General features: G+C 33.6%; 16 protein-coding genes and 2 tRNA genes. 7 read left to right on the top strand and 11 right to left on the bottom strand.

What is annotated here, in order from left to right; translation table 11 throughout:
* Positions 1 to 12: 12 nt before the first annotated feature.
* The 4 genes from PC_RS04035 to PC_RS10345 form a co-directional block, all read right to left on the bottom strand.
* Entirely contained in the window at positions 13 to 1,251 is a 1,239-nt protein-coding gene (locus tag PC_RS04035; RefSeq protein ID WP_011175388.1) for a hypothetical protein, read from the bottom strand.
* Positions 1,252 to 1,806: 555 nt separating this feature from the next.
* Positions 1,807 to 2,229, bottom strand: coding sequence for a 2OG-Fe(II) oxygenase family protein (locus tag PC_RS10350; RefSeq protein WP_011175387.1), 423 nt, complete (start codon positions 2,227 to 2,229; stop codon positions 1,807 to 1,809).
* 162 nt (positions 2,230 to 2,391) lie between these two features.
* Positions 2,392 to 2,658 (bottom strand): hypothetical protein, encoded by a 267-nt coding sequence (locus tag PC_RS04020; protein ID WP_011175386.1) that lies wholly within the window; start codon positions 2,656 to 2,658, stop codon positions 2,392 to 2,394.
* A 55-nt stretch (positions 2,659 to 2,713) separates the two neighbouring features.
* Positions 2,714 to 3,862: a cyclase family protein gene (locus PC_RS10345; RefSeq protein WP_011175385.1), complete on the bottom strand. Its 1,149-nt coding sequence runs from the start codon at positions 3,860 to 3,862 to the stop codon at positions 2,714 to 2,716.
* Positions 3,863 to 4,651: 789 nt separating this feature from the next.
* Here PC_RS10345 and PC_RS04005 point away from each other — a divergent pair.
* Positions 4,652 to 5,035, top strand: coding sequence for a DUF2608 domain-containing protein (locus tag PC_RS04005; protein WP_044044914.1), 384 nt, complete (start codon positions 4,652 to 4,654; stop codon positions 5,033 to 5,035).
* A 62-nt stretch (positions 5,036 to 5,097) separates the two neighbouring features.
* Here the strand turns inward: PC_RS04005 and PC_RS10340 are convergent, their stop codons facing one another.
* On the bottom strand, positions 5,098 to 5,310 hold the full coding sequence (locus PC_RS10340; RefSeq protein WP_079890400.1) for an ATP-binding cassette domain-containing protein: 213 nt from the start codon (positions 5,308 to 5,310) through the stop codon (positions 5,098 to 5,100).
* 223 nt (positions 5,311 to 5,533) lie between these two features.
* The gene (locus tag PC_RS04000; protein ID WP_011175380.1) at positions 5,534 to 6,229 is read right to left on the bottom strand and encodes a hypothetical protein; all 696 of its coding nucleotides are present in this window, start codon (positions 6,227 to 6,229) and stop codon (positions 5,534 to 5,536) included.
* Positions 6,230 to 6,742: 513 nt separating this feature from the next.
* Here PC_RS04000 and PC_RS03995 point away from each other — a divergent pair.
* Positions 6,743 to 8,053 (top strand): hypothetical protein, encoded by a 1,311-nt coding sequence (locus PC_RS03995; RefSeq protein WP_011175379.1) that lies wholly within the window; start codon positions 6,743 to 6,745, stop codon positions 8,051 to 8,053.
* Between the two features lie 263 nt (positions 8,054 to 8,316).
* Here PC_RS03995 and PC_RS03990 read toward each other — a convergent pair.
* The 4 genes from PC_RS03990 to PC_RS03975 all read right to left on the bottom strand — a co-directional run bounded on the left by PC_RS03990 (position 8,317) and on the right by PC_RS03975 (position 10,872).
* Positions 8,317 to 8,389: transfer RNA gene (locus PC_RS03990), tRNA-Met, on the bottom strand.
* Between the two features lie 12 nt (positions 8,390 to 8,401).
* Positions 8,402 to 8,474: transfer RNA gene (locus PC_RS03985), tRNA-Met, on the bottom strand.
* A gap of 103 nt (positions 8,475 to 8,577) precedes the next feature.
* On the bottom strand, positions 8,578 to 9,900 hold the full coding sequence (locus PC_RS03980; RefSeq protein WP_181679047.1) for a 3-deoxy-D-manno-octulosonic acid transferase: 1,323 nt from the start codon (positions 9,898 to 9,900) through the stop codon (positions 8,578 to 8,580).
* Positions 9,901 to 9,921: 21 nt separating this feature from the next.
* Positions 9,922 to 10,872, bottom strand: coding sequence for an MBL fold metallo-hydrolase (locus PC_RS03975; RefSeq protein ID WP_011175376.1), 951 nt, complete (start codon positions 10,870 to 10,872; stop codon positions 9,922 to 9,924).
* A gap of 240 nt (positions 10,873 to 11,112) precedes the next feature.
* Between PC_RS03975 and kdsB the strand changes: the two genes are divergently transcribed.
* From kdsB to ruvX, 3 genes are read left to right on the top strand one after another with little or no spacing between them, the layout of a single operon-like run.
* A complete protein-coding gene (kdsB, locus tag PC_RS03970; RefSeq protein ID WP_044044912.1) occupies positions 11,113 to 11,877 on the top strand; it encodes a 3-deoxy-manno-octulosonate cytidylyltransferase in 765 nt (254 codons plus the stop codon).
* Positions 11,853 to 13,481: a CTP synthase gene (locus tag PC_RS03965; protein WP_044044911.1), complete on the top strand. Its 1,629-nt coding sequence runs from the start codon at positions 11,853 to 11,855 to the stop codon at positions 13,479 to 13,481. Before kdsB ends, PC_RS03965 begins: the two co-directional genes overlap by 25 nt.
* Positions 13,471 to 13,923: a Holliday junction resolvase RuvX gene (gene ruvX, locus PC_RS03960; protein ID WP_039357864.1), complete on the top strand. Its 453-nt coding sequence runs from the start codon at positions 13,471 to 13,473 to the stop codon at positions 13,921 to 13,923. The genes PC_RS03965 and ruvX overlap by 11 nt, the downstream gene beginning before the upstream one ends.
* A gap of 27 nt (positions 13,924 to 13,950) precedes the next feature.
* Here ruvX and PC_RS03955 read toward each other — a convergent pair whose 3' ends face one another.
* Entirely contained in the window at positions 13,951 to 16,245 is a 2,295-nt protein-coding gene (locus PC_RS03955; RefSeq protein WP_011175372.1) for an amino acid permease, read from the bottom strand.
* A 1,258-nt stretch (positions 16,246 to 17,503) separates the two neighbouring features.
* On the opposite strand from PC_RS03955, the gene zwf reads away from it, so the two are divergent.
* On the top strand, positions 17,504 to 19,054 hold the full coding sequence (gene zwf / locus PC_RS03945) for a glucose-6-phosphate dehydrogenase (protein ID WP_011175371.1): 1,551 nt from the start codon (positions 17,504 to 17,506) through the stop codon (positions 19,052 to 19,054).
* A 232-nt stretch (positions 19,055 to 19,286) separates the two neighbouring features.
* Entirely contained in the window at positions 19,287 to 20,363 is a 1,077-nt protein-coding gene (locus tag PC_RS03940) for a glucose-6-phosphate dehydrogenase assembly protein OpcA (protein ID WP_011175370.1), read from the top strand.

Below are 20,363 nucleotides of genomic sequence, written 5' to 3'. Positions count from 1 at the left end.
AACGTTGTTCCTCTAATTTTCTCGATGCTTGAGAGCATTGAAAATGCTGATAATTTTTTGCGTATAGTTCTTAACTTTATAAAGTATATTTAATTTATGTGTACTTTCGAGCGAAATTGTTTCTAAATCTGAAAGTTTTTTTTGAGTTTGTTCTAATAAATTTTGGCGCTGCCAGTTTTTTTTAGAAGAATAAATAAATGAAAAGGCAAAATATGATGTAACTAACAGAGCAATGGTTACCTCAATGATTCGTGATTTTGGCTGAATTAAAAAATTGGCTACTTCAACAAAACCTAATTCCCTAGCAATATTGGGAATCCCCCCTACAAATACAAACATGGAAGCAAATCCCCCCCAAATTGTGGGAGTAAGACCTAATAACAATTGATCAAAATTTCTTTTTATCCAAGGCAAAGAATTCATGGATCGATATCTAGGAATTCCATAAGCAGGATTCGTTAATACTTTAAGAAAAGGTAAACTAGGCATAATTTGGATTTGCCTATCGAATTTTTGCTTTGTGAGAGAGAGATTTTCTAAATATTTGACGTGTTTAGCAAAAGTTTTCTTGATGAGATAACAATTTTGTTGAATCTGTGTTTGATAAAATTCATAAGCGGAAGAATCTTGAACCTCATCCATACGTTGTTTGAGCGTCGCTTCTAAGTTTTCAAACCATTCATAAAATTCATTAATTTTTATAAATTTAAAAATTGGCTTTTCTTCATCAGAATCTTTGGCTGTTTTCAAAATAAAAATGGCTGAATTTAAATAATGAATTTGGGCATTTGCTTTTTCAGTAATTTTATCAATAATTGCTTGAAGAACACGCAGCTGTAAATTTAGCAAGCGTTGTTTATCAATCGCTAAAGTTGCTTGTCTCTGTGTCATATTTAAACTGATAAATCCAATCATTCCACTGACAAAAAAAGCCAAGAGGGAAATTGTTGTTAAAACTTTATAGGATCCTAACCCGCATCCGATGCATCCTGATAAACCCATCCAAGCACCAAAAGTACTTGTCAGAATAGTATTGATAATCAGTGACATATTTCCAAATTTTTCGACTCTTGTTGCTAAAATTTGTTTTTTATGTTCCTCTCGAAGCTCTCCCCAGTTAAATAAATCTTCTAATTGACGAGTCGTTAATAGCGATTTTAAATGATCTTGACCTAAGGTAAGATGTTTAAAAAGTATTTGAAGTTGTGAGAGATCAAAGTCTTTTAAATGCTCCTTTTGTCTTGTTATCACTTTATATTCCTTTGGCATGTCTTATAAAGAAAAGCCCTTAAATCAAATTTTTGTTTTCAAATTGTAAACTAAAATTGAATGTTTTTTCTTAAAGTAACTATTTTATGAGCATTGCCTCAAAAAAGCTATTTAAAATATGTAGAAATTTTAAAACCACTTTCAGACAACATGTACGTATTTCAGTAAAGAAATTAGAATTGCATAAGAAAATATAGCATAAAATTAATTCAATAACTCAAAATATAATTTTTAATTTCTAAATAAGATAAGTAAGCTTTTTAAAAGCAAATGTAAAATATGATTGTCTTCACAGTGGAAAAAATTCCCTTATTGAACCCGATATGATACGACTAGCTCAACAACTTTATCTTTTTAACAACACGATAAAGAAGCGCCCTATTTTAAGAATTAGTATCAATTTCAAGGCTTTGAACTTTACTGATTGGCCGTAAAAATTTTGTTGCATGATTAAAACGTTGTCATCAACTCCTGACTAAATAAATTTAAAAAAATATCCAATTTCTTAATCGCAGATTAGATTTTTAAGGATAAGCCTTAAGAACGAGGTAAAAAATATTTGGAAAACTCTTGATGCGATAAAGCATAATTAAATCCTACATCATGCGTTTGCACACTCCCGTAGGTTCTTTTATTATACATCAGAGTACTTTGAAACGGTATAAAACAAACCATTGAAAAGCGACCGAGTTTTGCTGTTTTTTCTGTTGCAACCACGCGATGATACAAAGCTTTTAAATCTCCTTTTGACCATAATTGAAGTTGCACGGCTGGAATGATTACTGTTTGTTTTTCATCAATAGGCATGGCTTTCCATTCCAGCTCTTTTAAACAGCAATATTGTAATCCCTCATCACTTTCAAAAAGGTGAAGAGTAAAACCACCTTGTCGACATGTGGAGCTGCAATTACAAACCTTTCTTGCTGGTCCCCGAAATAATGTAAGTAACGAAGAATCCATTGAGATTTACTGCTTTTGACCTCTTTTAAAAGCCCATCAATTTTATATTCTTCTTCAACTGCGTGTGAAAACTCTAATATCAGGGGCTCTATTTTATCGAGAAGAATTTTTGCATCATTTAAAAAAGAAAAAGTTCGTTGATTAGCAATTTGGATAAGCCGATCAGTGAAAAAGCGTGACATGGAAATTTTCTTTGAGGTCTTTTTTCCATCCTTTGTCTTCTTTTAATTCATAACCTGACCCATCTCCGTGATTGTCTTCAAGAAAAGCAAAGGCTAATTTTTCCTCCGCAGGCAAATAACAAAAATTTTTCCAAGATTTGATTGCTTCTTCAACCGATTGTCTTAATTCATCAGGATAATTTATGTTGATAAGACCAAACTCTCTCAATTCATTTAAGGCATTTGACCTCTGGTACTTTCTTTGCATTCATTTAATTTTTCTAACATTGATGTAACGATCTTAAAAAGAAAAAACATATTTGTCATCCAGGAAACATTCCTAAAAGACGAATAGGAGCTTCAGTCCCCTTCACTATGGGTATGGGCATGACAAAAACGTAACTTCCAACAGCAGGTAATAAATTTGCCTTGGCAACATTTTCAACAATGTATTTACCTGCCCCTAAAATTATCTGATGAACTGGAAATTTGCTATCTGGTCTGTCAGGAGAAAGGGTGTCAATGCCAATACCTCGAATATCTTTAGATACGAGATATTCAGCTACTTCCTGGGTGACGGAGGGAAAATCGAAATGATTATGATATTTTTCAGGTTGCTTCCAAAATCGCTCCCAACCCGTATAAAAAATAACGAAAGTATTTTTACAAATATTTCCATATTTCCTTTCAAAATTTCTTATAGTTAGAATATCAACCGAATAGCGGTCATGAGCTTCTTCAGACACATCTATCACAACACAGGGAGAAATTAAAGATTGTAATGGCAGATCTATAACTGTTTTACTGTGGGGATAACAATGCGCTGGAGCATCTATATGTGTTCCAGCACCCGCCAACATTTCAATGCTTTGAATCGAAAACTGACAGTCAGTTGTCCCCTCTTCATATGTCGAAATTTCTTTGTGTTTAAATCCACAGTTTCTATCCCAAGTGGGAATCTTTTCAGAAAGTTCATGTGTCAAATCAACCCACTTAAATATTTTTGGAGAGATGATTTTATTTAAATAAACGATTACATAGCCAAGATCAGCGTTTCTACGCTCAAACAAAGGTCTAAAACCAGCTTTAATATAAAATTCAAATCCTTTTAAATGTTCATTTTTTAATGGAATTCGTGTTTCTGCGGTCAAAGAATAAATAGAATGTTCTTGGCAAAACATTTCTGCATGACAAAGTAAAGCCTTTTCGATTTCTTGTGTCGGCGAGTTTTCTTTAACCCTTATCCAATCAATATGCGCTGTCTGAACAAACGGAAATTCAAGAGCAAGTATTCCTAAACAAATTCTATCTATAAAGTATCCGAAAAAACATTTTTCTTTAGTAACACTTTGCTCTTTCTCTTCGGTTTTAGAATTGCCAAAAAGCTCGGGCAAGAACCCTAACATTTCATGATAAGCTTGTTTAGCCTCAAAGGAACTTAGTAAAGTAATCAATGTTTTAGAATTTTTCATTAATTTCCTAAGTTAACGTCATCAAATAGACTGGAATAAGTTTTTAGAATACTTATTGCTAAATTAAAAAAATTCATTGGATCAAGATTTCCCTTAATTTGCCAACAATAGGCAAATACAAGTTGAACGTAATATCATTGAAGTACAACACCAAAGCAGTCTGAAGAGGTGCTTAAGATCGTGAATAGGTGCCTTGGCACCTGCTCATTCTTCGTTGTATTGGAAAACCAATACTCCCCTTTGGATCTATCACTAGCCATTGCTTTCCATGAGACAAATAGATTATTTTGATGTAAATCCCCACAACGTAAGAAGAATTTAGAAAATATTTTTGCTAAAAGTCGATTTTTATTTGTTCTAGCTTTTTGTAAATGCTTGTCTGGCACCTCCTCATTCTTTATTTAGCTTCGCTAAAACCATCCTTGATCGTTGGAAATTTAATCTATTGCAAACATGGTGCTTAATGTAATTCATGTATTACTTTGCAAGCTATTTCTATGTTTTTTACTATTTTTGCTTGCTTAGCTTTTAACAAATTAGTTATTTTAAACTTAGATATTTACAAATTAATTTAATTAATAATTGAAAAAATAATTTATTTAAAGTGAATTTATTTATATTAAAATCTCCAATTAAAAGGAATACTTATATGCAAACATCTTTAACAAATCCTGGATTATCTTTTTTAAAAATTGATACACTTACTCACTTTGAAAGCTGCTTTTTTGATAACACCTTTTCAAACACTAGATGGGGAAATTTTTAGTATTAGATTTCGATTAAACACTTGTGAAAGCAAACACTTATTTGGGTTCTGAAGATTGGTATAAATTTGTCACTGCTTGCAATAAGTCAGCTATAGACTTACATTACGATGCTCATTATAAATGGTCTATTAAAGTAAGGGAGTTTGTTGCTTATGAATCATGTGAAAATTCTTTAAAAATTGCAAAATTAATAGAAAAGCTTAGAGAAAGACATTGGACTGTAGTTATTTTAACTACACGCAAAAAAGATATGGAACATGTTACATTACAACATATCCAACAAACTGGATTGCCCTTTACAAAAGAAGCAATATTTGATTTTATGAAAAAATTTGCGCAGGAAGAGCAATTTCCTTTCATGACTAAAGAAGAATACCAGATAGCTAAATCTTCAAATATGATTTAGTTTTTTAATTTTGTTTGTAAAAGGCAAAGCCAAAAGGCTTTGCCTTTTCCCATTATTAGTTTTCACATTTGAGTTCTCTGTCCAAAAGCCTTTCCTATCTGATAACCTACTAAAATATGCCTGTCTTTCCAAGGAATTCTTCCTAACACATCTATATATCCTGAAGAAGGATGCAAAATACCTGTCAGCATTTTAATTGTAGTAGATTTCCCTACACCATTTATTCCAATAAAGGCCACACACTCGCCTCGATTGAATTCAAATGATAGTTTTATTTGATGGCAGGAACGTCTTGTTTCTTAGCAAAAAAAGCCCTTTCAGGCTGCCTAAAATTCCTAGAAATGATTTTTCTATGATAAAATCTCTAGAATTTCTCTATTTTTGTGGCATGGCTCATAACTTTTTCTTTGAAAAAATATTTCTAATCTTTCAGCATCAGCTGATTTTGTCCTGCCAAATATAATAAAAATTTACCTTTTAATAAAAATAACAACCTTATTAACTAGGTAAAGTTTTTAAACTAAGGACTGAGGATTTTAAAAGGTCATAAATTGAATTACCTTGAGATTTATCCGTAATTTCAATTTCATAACTAACAAAAAAGTAGTTTCTAAGAGAATCTGGAGAGACTTTTTTACTAATAAATACTTCTTTATTTTTCTTTTGAACTTGGTCTTTAATGGTCAACGTATAAACACTTTCCAATAAATAAGGATATTTTACTTGTAAATCTTGGCAGTTAACTTTTGATAGTCGGCCTGTAAGGCTATGAGTAATTTGATCTTCTTGTTTTAATAGACATTCACCGCATAAGTGCCACCTAAAAACACTCAGGACTAGTGTTCGAATAACGCGTCCAATTAATTCAAACCGAGGCATTTTGAGTTGCTTAACATGTGAAGCTAATTCTTTAAGGGGCCTCGTTAAAATGATTTTGTCTTGAATTTGTAGTAGCCGTTGTGTTTCGAAACCACACATATTCAATTCGCTTAATTCTAATCGATCAATAACCACTCGATCAATAATAGGAATAAGAACTGAATCGCTTCTATTTAACCCAAAAAGTCTTTGTAAATTTGTAAACTTCTTAAAAGATAGACTATCCTTAATCTTAAAAGATAGACTATCCTTAATTTGGTTTAAATGATCATAAGGTGATCTAGTCTGAACAGTTTGATAAACAGTAGGAAACATCTTTCGGCCTTTTTTTTAAAGTTTTAGCTGATTATATATAAATAAAAATTATTAATAAATAAAACCTTTCCCTAAAATAACATGCATGCTAATAAAAGTAAATCTATCTAAATAAGGTTAAGTTGGAAATAAAAATTAAATTTAAAAAATGAATGAATTTTATAAAATAATTATTTTATCTATATAAACAAGGTAATTATTTAAATTTTAATATTACTCCCTGTAAATAAATTTAGTTTATTACTCAATTGGTTTAAATTTTAATAAATGTACTAAAAACACTAATTTATCAAGATTATTCATTGATGAGAATTGAATAGCTTTGTTACCTACAATGTATGAAAACTTCAAGATGTGCTAAAAATTCTGCAAATAATTGAAGGAATTAATTTAATTGATACTATAGCTGATTATGGATTAAAAAATTTATTTAATTTTCTATATATTGCAAAATAACTTATATTTATATACAATTTTTTCAACTAAATTAATATAATATATTAGATTAATATTATGAATGAATTACCTTTTTTTACAACTATTTGTTATGATAAAAATCCAGAATTTATTGGAAAGCGTCTGCTCGAAAAGGTCGACGCATATTTCTATCTAGGAGGCAAAAAAGCGTCAGTTATTCCAGGACATACTAAAGGTAATGTCGAAGGGGTAAAATTTATAAATAGTTCTTCTTCCTACTTAATTACTAGTCTAAAAGTGGCTTCGTACTGCACCATTCTAATTCCAGCAATCATGCTAGCCGCCAAAATGTTTTTGAGGTCTATTTATAAATTTTACCTTGTCAATCCAGAAACACCAATTGACAATCAAGAATTATTATCGGTCAATCAAAAGCAAATTATCGAATCATTCTGGAAAGAACATATTGCCTCCTTTAAAGTCTGCCATGGAACAACTTCCCTACTTCTTAAACATTTCACAGAATATGGAATAAGTTCAACCTATCCCCCAGCTCTCCATGACATGATCACTAAAGTTAGAGCGGTTTGGAAAAATCATGAATACGATATTCTACCACGTTCAGGCTATTTCAAAAACTTCGAAAGAAGATATGATGACGCACATCTAAAACAACAAATTGCTGTTTCGTTTACTGCGGATCCTTTTAGGCAAAAGGAATACACAGTAGGAGCAAGAGGATATGGCGGAGAATGGATTAGAGAATTAAATCAATTTATCTATGAAGCTAAGCAGGCAAATAGAAAAGATCTCCTTACCTCTGAAGAGAAACAAATCGTCATGGAAATGCAGTCTTTAATAGAAGTTATGCAGCGTATTGCACCTATGAAGGTTAAAGTGCCATATTATATGATATCTAGACAGAAAGAATTTTGTTCATTTCAAGAATTTGAAAGCAGAGTGAAAAGTGAGTGTTTAGAATGGCAAAGCCCGGAAAAACTCTCTGCATATCTACATACTGTGTCACTTCCTCAACTAAATGACCAAAAGAAGATAATAGAAAATAAATATGAGATAACTGTGTATAAAACAATACACCCGAAACATCTGGAATTTGAACTCATTGATTCTACAACCGCTTTCAATTATCCAATGCTAGATTTTAATAAGCCTGAAGAACTATCATCATCGCAAACCGGTAAACTTCGCATTCGGCTCGATACATTATGTAGTGAATTAGAAGAATACCAAGACTCAATATTTGAATGTACGCCGACAGACCGTCAAACATACATTGTTACAAGAAAAGAAAGATGGTTAAACGAAAAAGAGAAAAAATCTGTCGAATTATCTAAGAAAAAATTTGCTGCACATAAATTATGGTTACAAAAATTTAATTTGAGTTAACTTTAAAAGAATTTTTATCATCCTTACTAAACCTTCTGAACCAGTTAATCTAGCAAATATTTTTCCTAAAATAATACCTTTTGGTAGAATATAGAATTATTTATCTCTTCTTTAATAATTTGAATAATAATACTATATTGTTAGCATAAGCTTGTAAAAGGTGCTTAAAAGCCTGCGCCCGATTAGTGCTTCCACATTACAAGCAAAATCATTTTTAATCAGATTATAAATACTAAAAATATCAAAGAATAAGAGAACTGATGTAGCGGCAGCCGGACTTGAACCGACGACACACGGATTATGATTCCGTTGCTCTACCAACTGAGCTATACCGCCGTAAAGAAAAATTAGCGGGGGAAGGATTCGAACCTCCGACCTTTGGGTTATGAGCCCAACGAGCTAACCCCTGCTCCACCCCGCGTCAGATGCAAACTGGGTTTTAGTTTGCTAAAGAAACATTGACTATAGCAAATGCGTTATTTTCAAACAACTATAATTTCTATTATTTACAAAAATAAGCTTTACTAAGCCTTTAATGTATCTGTCGAAGGGAATTTAAATTTTTGGAAAAGATTTGTGATAGTTTGCAGTGTTCGTTTTGTTGACCCTCTCAAACTTTGGACAAGTGCTAATCCGTTCTGACCAATTTCTTCTCGGATAGAACTGTCAATTAATAAAATTTCTAAAACTTTTTGTAATTCTTGCTCTGAAACTTGAATCCCAGCTTCAGCTTGTTTAATAAGGTCAACAAGTTCTAATTGCGAATACATAGAAAGTCCAAAAATAACAGGTTTACCATACCAACAAGGCTCTAGGATGTTATGTCCACCTACCTTTAATGTAAAACTCCCCCCAACAATTGCAATATCCGAAAGTTGGTAACACATGCGAAGCATTCCCATCGCATCAATAAGAATAACTTGCTCTTTTCCAGTTCTCCTATTGATATCTGTAAAATTAATCCACTTGAGTCGTTCCTTTTCTAAAAAAGCAACCACTTCCTTAAATCTTTCAGGATGACGAGGCACTAAAATAGCTTTTAAATCAGGAATTTGATTCCAGAGTTCTTTAAGCATGCGAATAAGCATTTGTTCTTCTGGATAATGTGAAGAACCAATTGTTAAGACGGGTTGCTCCGGAGAAATTCCCAATTTTTCTCTCCATGCATACACCCCTTCTTTTGTCAGTTGTGGATACTCATCATCTAATTTAAGGTTTCCAGTCACATGTAATTTTTCTTCCTGTACACCAATATCAACAAAACGTTCTTTATATAAAGAATTTTGAACGCATAGAAGATCGAACAAACTAAAAAGTTTTTTAGAGAAAAAATTAAATACTTTAAAACGTGCCGCAGATTTTTGAGATAACTTACCATTAACTAAAACAAGTGCAGCTCCCTCTTGCTTAGTTAGTCTCATAAAATTCAACCAAAAGTCGGATTCACAAATAATCACGAGCTGGGGGGCCGTTTTTCGGACGATTTTTTTTATAATGAAATAAAAATCGAAGGGTAAATAAACATGATAATTGGCAAAAGGCAAACTCCTTTTTGCTTCAGCATGACCAGTTTCTGTCACCGAAGAAATAAGTAAGCGATGATGAGGATAAGTAAGTTTTAATTCTCGCGCTAAAGCGATAACGGCTTTCGTCTCTCCAAGAGATACAGCATGAATCCAAATCAAAGGGTGTTCTTGACTGATTTCAAACCCTTTAAATCCTAATCGATACCACAAGCTGTGTCGGTATTTCCCGTGAATAAAAAAATAATAAAGCATTTTGGGAGATGCTAAAATAGCTAATAGCCATAATGACATTTCATATAGGAGAAAGAAAAGACGCTTCACTCTGATCTCAAAAGTTTAAAATTAATAAATTTGCTTACATTCCCCAGGATTTAATACCCAAAATTGTTCGAATGGGATTTGCTTCGTTTGCATCTCTTGGCGAAGTATTTTAACGGGCTCTTTAATCCCTTCGTCTGTTAACTGAAAGGTTCCAAAGTGAATCGCTAAACTTTGCTTGGCGTTTAAATCTAGATGAGCTTGAAGAGCTTCGGCTGGAGATAGATGAATTGATTGCATTATCCACCTTGGTTCATAAGCCCCAATAGGTAAACAAGCTAATGTCGGAGCTCCTAACCGTGATCTTATTGCCTTAAAATGTGGCCCATAGCCAGAATCTCCGGCAAAGTAAACACTTTGATTAGATGTTTTAATCATAAAACCACCCCAGAGAGTTCGATTACGATCAAATAGGCCCCGTGCCGAAAAATGTTGAGCAGGAACAAAAATGAGCTGATTAGACGAATAGAGAGAAACTTCATCCCACCAATCCATTTCTAAAACTTTTTTTAACCCCTTACTACGCAAAAACCTTTGATTTCCCATGGGGACATAAAAAACAGGAGAATAATCTACCTGCAACTTTTGAAGTGTAGGCATGTCCATATGGTCATAATGGTTATGGCTGATAAGCACAAAGTCTATTGGAGGAAGATCCTTAAATTGAATACCTGGTAAAGAAACTCTTTTAGGCCCAATATAAGAGAAAGGACTCGCTCTTTCAGACCAAATCGGGTCTGTTAAAATATTTTTCCCATCAATCTGAATAAGAACTGTTGAATGGGTAACATAAGTGACCTCTAGCTCATCAGAGGAAACGCGTTCTTTTAACTTTTTTTGCTGATTAACAGAAACTGATTCTGGCCACTTAACAGGTTTTCTTGTTATCATCCATTTGAGGACTTGCCAAAATGAATGGGTAGAAAAATTGAAAGGATTAAAATAATAATTCCCATCAAAATGATTTGAAGACATGATTTTTCCTAATTTAATAGATTCCTTTTAAGGGATTAGAAATCAAATAAACGAAATGAAAAAGAAATCTACAAAATAGAATAACGGTCTAAAATTTATTGCGCAACCCAGAGCACATGTTTCTCTTTATTACTTCCGTAGAAAAACTCTAAAATCAATTTGTATATACAATCACTTGTTATTAATAATTAAATCTTCTAGTATCTTTGCGATATTAATTTACTTTTGAAACATGCAGAGATGACTGGACAAATTATCGGAATTATACCAGCCCGTTATGGTAGCACTCGTTTTCCAGGTAAACCCCTCGCCTCAATTCTCGGTAAAACTCTTCTTCAAAGAACTTATGAAAATAGCTTAAGGGCTAGCGCTCTCAGCGATCTTATTGTTGCCACAGATGATGAACGTATTTTTGAACATGTTCGCTCCTTTAATGGTAAAGTCGTAATGACTTCTGAACAATGCCCCACTGGAACGGATCGCTTAGCAGAAGTCCTTTCACTCTACCCAGAATGGATGCATGCAACTGCTATTGTTAACATTCAAGGAGATGAACCTTGTTTAAACCCTTTGACCATCAATTTAGCTGTTCAGGCACTTGTTAATGACCCTCAAGGACAAGTATCTACTATTGTGACTCCCTTATTGGATGAAGAAGAAGCTAAAAATTCTTCTATTGTCAAATGTGTGATGGATCAACAGGGAAACGCACTTTATTTTAGCCGTGCTTTAATCCCTTCCAACAAAACCAACTCTTTTAAAAATGGAGCTATTTATTTTCGTCATTTAGGGCTCTATGTCTATAGACCATCATTTATCATAAACTATCAGAAATTACCTTCTACACCCCTGCAGTTAGAAGAAGATTTAGAACAATTAAAAGTTTTAGAACACGGATATCGAATCAAAGTTGCGATCGTTGATCAGGCAAATATTGGAGTTGACACTCCTGAGGATATCCACAAAGTTGAGGAATGGCTATGCAAACAAAATACATTTTTATAACAGGCGGTGTCTGTTCCTCTTTGGGAAAAGGACTCACTTCTGCAGCAATTGGGTTATTACTCGAAAAAAAAGGGTTAAGAGTGTCAATGCTTAAATTAGATCCTTACTTGAATGTTGATCCAGGTACGATGAGCCCCTTTCAACATGGCGAGGTTTATGTGACAGATGATGGCGCTGAAACAGATTTAGATTTAGGTCATTACTACCGTTATACAAATTCTTTTTTATCAAAAGCTTCTAACGCTACTTCTGGTCAAATTTACAATACAGTAATTAAAAGAGAGCGACATGGCGACTATCTAGGAAAAACGGTTCAAGTTATTCCTCATATTACGAATGAGATTAAACAACGCATTGTGAACTGTGGAAAACAACAAGAAAATATTGATGTTGTTTTGGTCGAAATAGGAGGAACTGCCGGAGATATTGAATCACTTCCCTTTTTAGAAGCCATTCGCCAATTTACTTACGATCATCGCAATAATTGTTTAAATATACACTTGACATATGTTCCATATTTGAAAGCAGCAGGAGAGGTAAAAACTAAACCTTCTCAGCATTCCGTACAAGTTTTAAGAGGAATTGGGATTTTTCCAGATATTATTGTTTGCCGTTGCGAAGTGAATTTATCTGATGAAGTTAAAGATAAAATTAGCCTTTTTTGTAATGTCAACAGACGTGCTGTCATCGAAGAAAAAGATGTCGAACATAGTATTTATGAAGTCCCTTTAGATTTGCATAAGCAAGGAATTGATGCTTTAATTTGTGAACTTTTACATCTTCCTAATCCCTCAATCAATTTATCAGAATGGGAAAAAATACTTGAAACGATAAAAAATCCTAAAGGAACTGTAACTGTAGGCATCGTTGGAAAATATGTTCAACATCAAGATGCTTATAAATCGGTTTTCGAATCTTTGACGCATGGAGCATTAGCTGCAGGATATAAACTTCAAATTAAACGATTTGAAGCAGATAAACTTCCGTTAGATGATAACCAATTAGCTAAAACAATTGAAGGTTGTGATGGCTATTTAGTTCCTGGAGGATTTGGAGAAAGAGGGTGGCTTGGCAAAATTCACACAGCTAAATTATGTAGGGAGAAAAAAATTCCTTACTTTGGAATCTGCTTAGGAATGCAGGTCATGGCAGTCGAATTCGCTAGACATGTGGTCGGACTCAATGAAGCTAATTCAACAGAGTTTGATCCTGATACTATACATCCTGTGATTTCTTTATTAAGTGAGCAAAGAGGTTTACAAGACCTTGGAGGTACAATGCGTCTTGGAGCTTATATTTGTGATTTGAAACTTCACACAAAAGCTTATCAAGCTTATAAAAGTTCACAAATCAGCGAACGGCATCGACATCGTTATGAATTTAATAATACTTACAAAGAACAAATGGAAAAAGCTGGTTTTGTAGTTGCAGGAACGTTAAAAGGTGAGAATCTTTGCGAAATAGCTGAAGTCAAAGATCATCCTTGGATGATTGGAGTTCAATTTCACCCTGAATTTAAATCAAAACCAACAGACCCTCATCCACTTTTCCGTGACTTTATTCAAGCGATGATTATTTACCATAAGAGTCAGCATGGAAAATAAGCCAAAGCCCAGTAGAATTTTAGGCATCGATTTTGGGATGAGCCGAATAGGCTTGGCTCAATCCGACGAAAGAAAGATTATAGCCATGCCTCTTATCACTGTACATACTGAAAAAAAATCAGAACAAACAGTTATCAAATTATTAGAAACCATTTCACAGTTGTGCGAAACTCAAAAATGTGAAATTGAAGAAATTGTGATCGGGCTTCCTTTAATGATGAGTGGTAGAACTGGATTTTTAGCAGATGAAGTTAAACATTTTGCTCAACTTCTTCAACAATTGACACCCATTCCTATTCGTTTATGGGATGAACGTTTAACTACGGTACAAGCCGAACGCTCTTTGCGAGAAAGTCAATTAACACGTAAAAAGCGATCAAAAGTTGTTGATATTGTCAGCGCTTCCATCATCCTTCAAAGCTATCTAGATAGTCGATGCTGAATAGTTGATTCAGCATCGACTAGATATTTATAATTCTCCTTCAAGAACTTCTAATTGAAGCTTTAAAACTTCTTCTAAATTGGTCTGTTCAGCACTTAGAACTAAGGCAACAGGAGGAAAATCTGTTGCTTTTTGAGGAAGAGCTTGGAAATAAACTCCATATTCCTCTAATGTCTCCCCTTCCGCGGGAGCGCGCATGCCCATAAAAACCATCGCCGCTTGTGTAGAAAAAAAGCGCATTACTTGAATTTTTTCTTGTTCAGGATTGGAAGCCACTAAAACAGTTGTTTCAATATTTAATCGATTCTTCTTAATTAACTCCTGAAATTCTTGCATTCTCTGCTGACGGATTTGTTCATCAGAAACTAAGCTAACTAAGCAAATACGAGTTTTTTTCCAAGAAGGATTTTTTCGAAGCATGTAAGCAAACACCATCATTAATTCACAATTGCGTTGCGAATTATCATCCCACCAAATGTGGATATCTCCTTTGATAATAGGTTTCTTGAAAGGAAACTCAAAAGATTTTTGTTCATCGTTCAGAATAACTACATTTTTTCCTCGCTTGTGAGCCAATTTAATGACTTCAAGATAACTAATTAATGTTTCCTCTTGAGAAGTTCCACCACAAACAATTGTATTAGGTGTCAGAGGGCCAATTCCATAATGTGCAATCATTTGCTTCATTCCAGAAGACACGCTTTTTGCTTGATGAAGAGTGACTAAAGCTTGAATATCATGGTGTTTTAATAAAGTCTTAATTCTTTGATCTAGCTGGGTAATTTGAGCCTGACTAGCCTGTTCTGGGGAGAAAAATGAAGCCATGGTTAAAAAGCCTTTAGAATGAGCAATCGCATTTGAAAAGCTTAAAAGCTGATCAGAAACTAAAGAAGGTTTACCGGTAAACACTAAAAAGTTTGGTCGCCAAGAACGAGAGGATGGCATTTCGTTTGCTAAGCGATAAATAACGGCTCGGGAAAAAAACATGAAAATTCCATAACGGATGTCGTCCCAAGCAGTGTTAATTCTTTGTCTTTTTAAAGCTAGATAGATAACAAATACTAGTCCTAAAGCTAAAATTGCTGCTCCTGAGTTAATCATTAACATCGCTATAACGCAAAGTAGGGTCCCTGTTAAGGAGATAATCCATGGTAAGGGAAAAGTAGGGCGCCAACTTGGATTAGACATTAAATCTTCTAAACCTGTCGCTAAATTCAAAACTGCATAGCAAATTAAGCAAATCATTGTTAAGAGAGGAGCAATCACGTTAATACTTCCAAAACAAATTCCAATTAGTGCAATCGCAACGGTCAATGCGGTGGCTATACGGGGTTCGCAGTAAGGTCCATATTCCCTAGCAAATATGCGTGGAACAATTCCATCTTCCGCTAAAGCTTGCAATGTACGTGGCGCACCTAATAGACCACCAATGGCACTAGAAAGAGTTGCCCCCCAAATACCTAAAATGATCAGAGACTCAAACTTGGCAACATGTTGAATTACTAAAGGATCCATAACAAGCCTGTCTAAAGGAACCATTTCAAAAAGAAAAAGAGAAATTCCTATATAAATAACATATGCTGTTAATACTGCTGTAATTGTTCCTAAAGGTAAAGAACGGCTGGGATCTTTTAAATCTCCCGATAAAGAAGCACTGGATTCAATTCCTGTTAAGGCAGGAAAGAAAATAGCAAAAATAGCCCAAAAAGAGGAGGGAGAAGAATCATTTAAAGGAGTATAGGAATATAAATCTAAATTTGCTGGATTTCCTGTAAAAAGAGAGTATAGGGAAGCTATAATAATGACAAAAATAACCAGCTGAATTTTTAAAGCAAAATTCGTGGATACGTAAGCTAATAAAGTTAAAACACAAAGAGTTGCGATTCCAATGGCTACCGCAGAAAATTGCGGAAAAAGAGACTGAAAAGATTCTGTAAAGCCTACAATGCAAAATGATACGCTAATACTTTGCTTAAGGAATAAAGGGATGCCGATTGAACTACCAACTTCTAAGCCAAGCGCTCGCGAGATAATATAGTAAGCTCCCCCTTTCCCGACTTTAATATTGGTAGCGGCGGCAGACATGGAAAGAATTGTAATTAGGGTGATAACACTCGCTAAAGTAATAATAAAAAGAGTGGAATAGAGTCCAGCGCTTCCTACAATCCATCCCAATCGAAGAAAAATGATGACTCCAAACATCATCAGAATGCTGGGAACATAAATTCCAAAAAATGTTCCAAATTTAGGCCTTTGCTCAATTGTTACTTGATCAGCCAGTGAGGTTTGAAAAGATGTTGTTTGACCCACTGTATAACTCATAAGCGCCTTCCTTTTTTAAACGAATAGAGATAATTTTTGAAAAAATTTTCTTTCATTTTTGAAACGTTACAAATGGAGAAAATTTTTATTGAAAACTTACCTTTAATTCTTTCAGCCGATTTTTTGGGTTTTTATTCTTCTACTCACTTGTATTTCAATAATTTCTTTTTCAAATTAAAAATCGGTAAATCAATCAATTATGAATTATTAATTTAACGTGATAAAATTTATTCTCATCCAATCAATACTAGTTTAATCTAAATTTTTAATCAAGAACACAGGGCTATTTATAAAAAAGAATGAACTACAAAAAGTAAATGTTTATAAAAAATGCCTAAAAAGAAATATGATATTAATTTTTAAAGATGTTAATTATTGAGTCTAGGTAAGTGGGCAATTTTTAAAAGTTCATTCCTACTCTTAAAAAATATTAGATTTAAAATAATATTTTTATTTTAATTGGGATATAAATTTATTAAAAGCATTAAAAAATTTTTATATAGCTGATTGATTTTCCATTCTATAAAAGACAGGATTGCTAGCTAAATCTTTTTTTTGGAGGAATAAAAGTTTCCGCAAAAATGGTGAGTCCTGTTAACGTCATGCGTTTTCGCTTTAGCAATAATGTTATATAAATTTTTCGCTATAATTATAAGCTTCAAATAATTTAAATGTGGATCATTAATCATTTTCTTTCACTCCTACATTTATCTTTTGCAGCAGTTACCCTCCAAAAAGTCGATACCATAAACCTGGCAAAGGATTTAAAATAATTTCAAAGCTTTTCTTATTATTCATGTGATTTTACTTACATCTATCACGAAAATGCAAATTCTCTGATAAAAAGTTGAGATTAGGAAATAAATTTCCATGATTCATATCTTACGAAAAGTCAAAATAATTTCCTTTGTTTACATCCTATGCGTTAAGCGGAAAATAGAAATTGCGGATGGTGATTGCATTAACATAATCGTCTAGAATAAAGCTTTAAAGAGCTTTTTTCATTTTGCATTTTTTAGAAAGGACTGAAATTATTTATAATTTTTCTCAAATAAAATAAATAAAAACTTAACAAACAGAGCAATTAACGCATTAAAAATAAAATAAATATAAATTTAATGAAAAAGACAAATTCAAAAAAAAATTTAACTGACTGTTGACGAAAATTTCTTAAATAAGCCTAATCAATTTACAAATCACGTAGCGATGGAAATGCTAATTCGCTATGCTGCGATTAAATTATTAGGTGGTTTTAACTATGCATAACTCGCATTATTTTGTTAATCCTTTGAACGAACCGAATCGGCCCATAAAAATTCCAGAATCTTGTATTTTAGTCATTTTTGGAGCGACCGGTGATTTAACAGCTCGTAAACTAATTCCAGCTTTGTATAACTTAGCGAGAGACGGCCAACTTCCTGGTCATTTTGCCTGTGTAGGCTTTGCTAGAAGGGCAAAAACACATGATGAGTTTCGGGAAGAAATGTTAGAAGCAGTTAACAAATTTTCAAGATCGAAACCAGTTGAACAAGGACTCTGGAAACGCTTTCGTGAACAATTGTTTTATCATCAATCAGAATTTGATGATGATGAAGGGTATAAAAGCTTAAACCAATTTTTAGAAAAACTCGACACACAAATGGGAACTAAAGGTAACCGAGTTTTTTATTTATCTATCCAGCCTAGCTATTTTCCTCTCGTTGTTGAAAAGCTTAGCCAACACCAATTGACATATCCAGTTAAACAAGTCAAAGACAAATGGAGTCGTGTCATTATAGAAAAGCCTTTTGGAAGAGATATTGAATCAGCAAAACAACTTCAACAAGATCTTGTGCAACACCTAGATGAAAGTCAAATTTATCGAATTGATCATTATTTGGGAAAAGAAACTGTACAAAATTTATTAGTTTTTAGATTTGGTAATCCCATCTTTGAATCAGTTTGGAATAACCATCATATTGATAATATTCAAATTACTGTTGGTGAAGAAATTGGAATTGGTTCTCGCGGTCGATTTTGGGAAGAAGCAGGAATGTTGCGAGATATTGTCCAAAATCATGTGATGCAACTCCTTTCTCTTGTTGCGATGGAACCCCCGACGAGTCTCCAAGCCAACTCAGTCCGCGGCGAAAAAGTTAAAGTCATTGAAGCTATTAGACCTATCCCCTTCGATTCAATGGAACAATGCGTTATCCGGGGCCAATATGGATCTGGATTCATTAACGGGGAACCCGTTAAAGGATATCGAGACGAGGAAAATGTAGACTCTAAATCTTTTGTTGAAACCTACGTTGCCTTGCAACTTTCTATCGATAACTGGCGTTGGGCTGGAGTTCCCTTCTATTTACGTGCTGGTAAACGCCTACCCAAACGAGCTACTGAAATTGCGATTACTTTCAAAAAAGCCCCCGGATATCTATTTGAAGGAACTTCAGCTTTGATTGACTCAAACGTTTTAGTGATTCGTATTCAACCGGATGAAGGAATTTCATTGAGAATTAATTGCAAAGTCCCTGCATTAAACACAGTCATTCAACCGGTGAAAATGGATTTTCGTTACGGATCTTACTTTGGTGCCATTCCTCCCGAAGCTTATGAAAGATTAATTTGTGATTGCATGGCCGGGGATAATACTTTATTTGCTAGAGATGACGAAGTCATTATGTCTTGGAAGTTGCTCACACCTATTTTAGAACATTGGCAAGAAACATCCCCGACAGATTTTCCAAATTATGCCGCGGGAACTTGGGGGCCAGACCGAGCCGAAGAAATGCTAAAACGCCAAGGACGTCATTGGAGACTTATTTAACCATATCAAATATCAAAAGGTAATTTATAAACCATCGATAAAGCATAATTTTGTGAATTGACTTAAATTTATGTGTTTATTTTTGATATTTGGTATAGCCTGAATTTTGAACTTTTCTTTCTGATAATCAGAGGCTTTAATTGATAATTAAAAAAAATTTATCTACCAAGTATCTGAAACTTAAATAAAAATTCTTCAAATTCAGGTTAAAATATAAAATGGATTATTTGATATGGAAGTAGAAAAAAAAGAAATTGTTCCTGATCTACAAACAGAATTTAATAAATTAGCTAATACCCAGCAATCAAAAACAAAAGCCTGTTTATTTAATCTTATTATTTATACTCAAGAAAAATCCCGTTCGGATTACTTTACCAGTATGGTAAAAATGATTGCCAAGCAATTTCCATGTCGAATTATTTTCGTTCAAGGTGATCGAACAACAAAAGATTCTTATCTGCGAGTAAATGTTTCGACTGAGATCGGAAAAGAGACTAAAGGATTTACCTGTGATCAAATTCTTATCGAAGCGGCAGGTAAAGAGCTTTCTAAAGTTCCTTTTTTGATTTTACCTGTATTCGTTCCAAGTTTACCCATTTACCTAGTTTGGGGGGAAGACCCAACAACAGAAAATACGATTCTTCCTCATCTACAAAAATTTGCCACAAGGTTGATTTTTGATTCCGAATGCACAAAGGATCTTCAACATTTTAGTCGAACCATGCAGCAAAAAATTCAATCGTCCTCTATTCAAATTGTGGACATGAATTGGGCTCGTATTGGAGGCTGGAGAGAAATTGTAGCACAAACTTTTGATAGTAAAGAAAGATTTGGACAATTAGCCACTGCCCAATCGATTAAAATCACTTACAATAATTTACCTTCTCCGTTTTTTACCCATCCTGATACACAAGCCATTTATTTACAAGCTTGGTTAGCTTCAAGACTTGGATGGAAATTTATTAAACGAAAAATCGAACAAGCCGTTCACATCCTTTATTATAAAGGGAATAAAGAAACTGTTAAAATCCAACTGATTGGCGTTACAGATAAAGAATTATCTTCAGAAGATATTATTGCTATTGATGTATCCGATGACATTGATTATGTATGTCACCTAAAAAGACAAGGAAATAACCAAGTATCTGTTCAAGCCTGTAATCAATATCAATGCGAACTTCCTTTTACATTATGGCTACCAACCATCCGTACAGGCCGTAGTTTTATGCAAGAAATATTTTACCAGAAAGTCAGTCATCACTATTTAGATATGCTACATTTGATCAGTCAAGCTAATTGGAGTTTATGA

The organism is Candidatus Protochlamydia amoebophila UWE25 (assembly GCF_000011565.2).
Lineage (GTDB): Bacteria > Chlamydiota > Chlamydiia > Chlamydiales > Parachlamydiaceae > Protochlamydia > Protochlamydia amoebophila.
The sequence above is the reverse complement of the archived record's forward strand: the minus strand, read 5'-3'. Positions and strand labels throughout refer to the sequence as shown.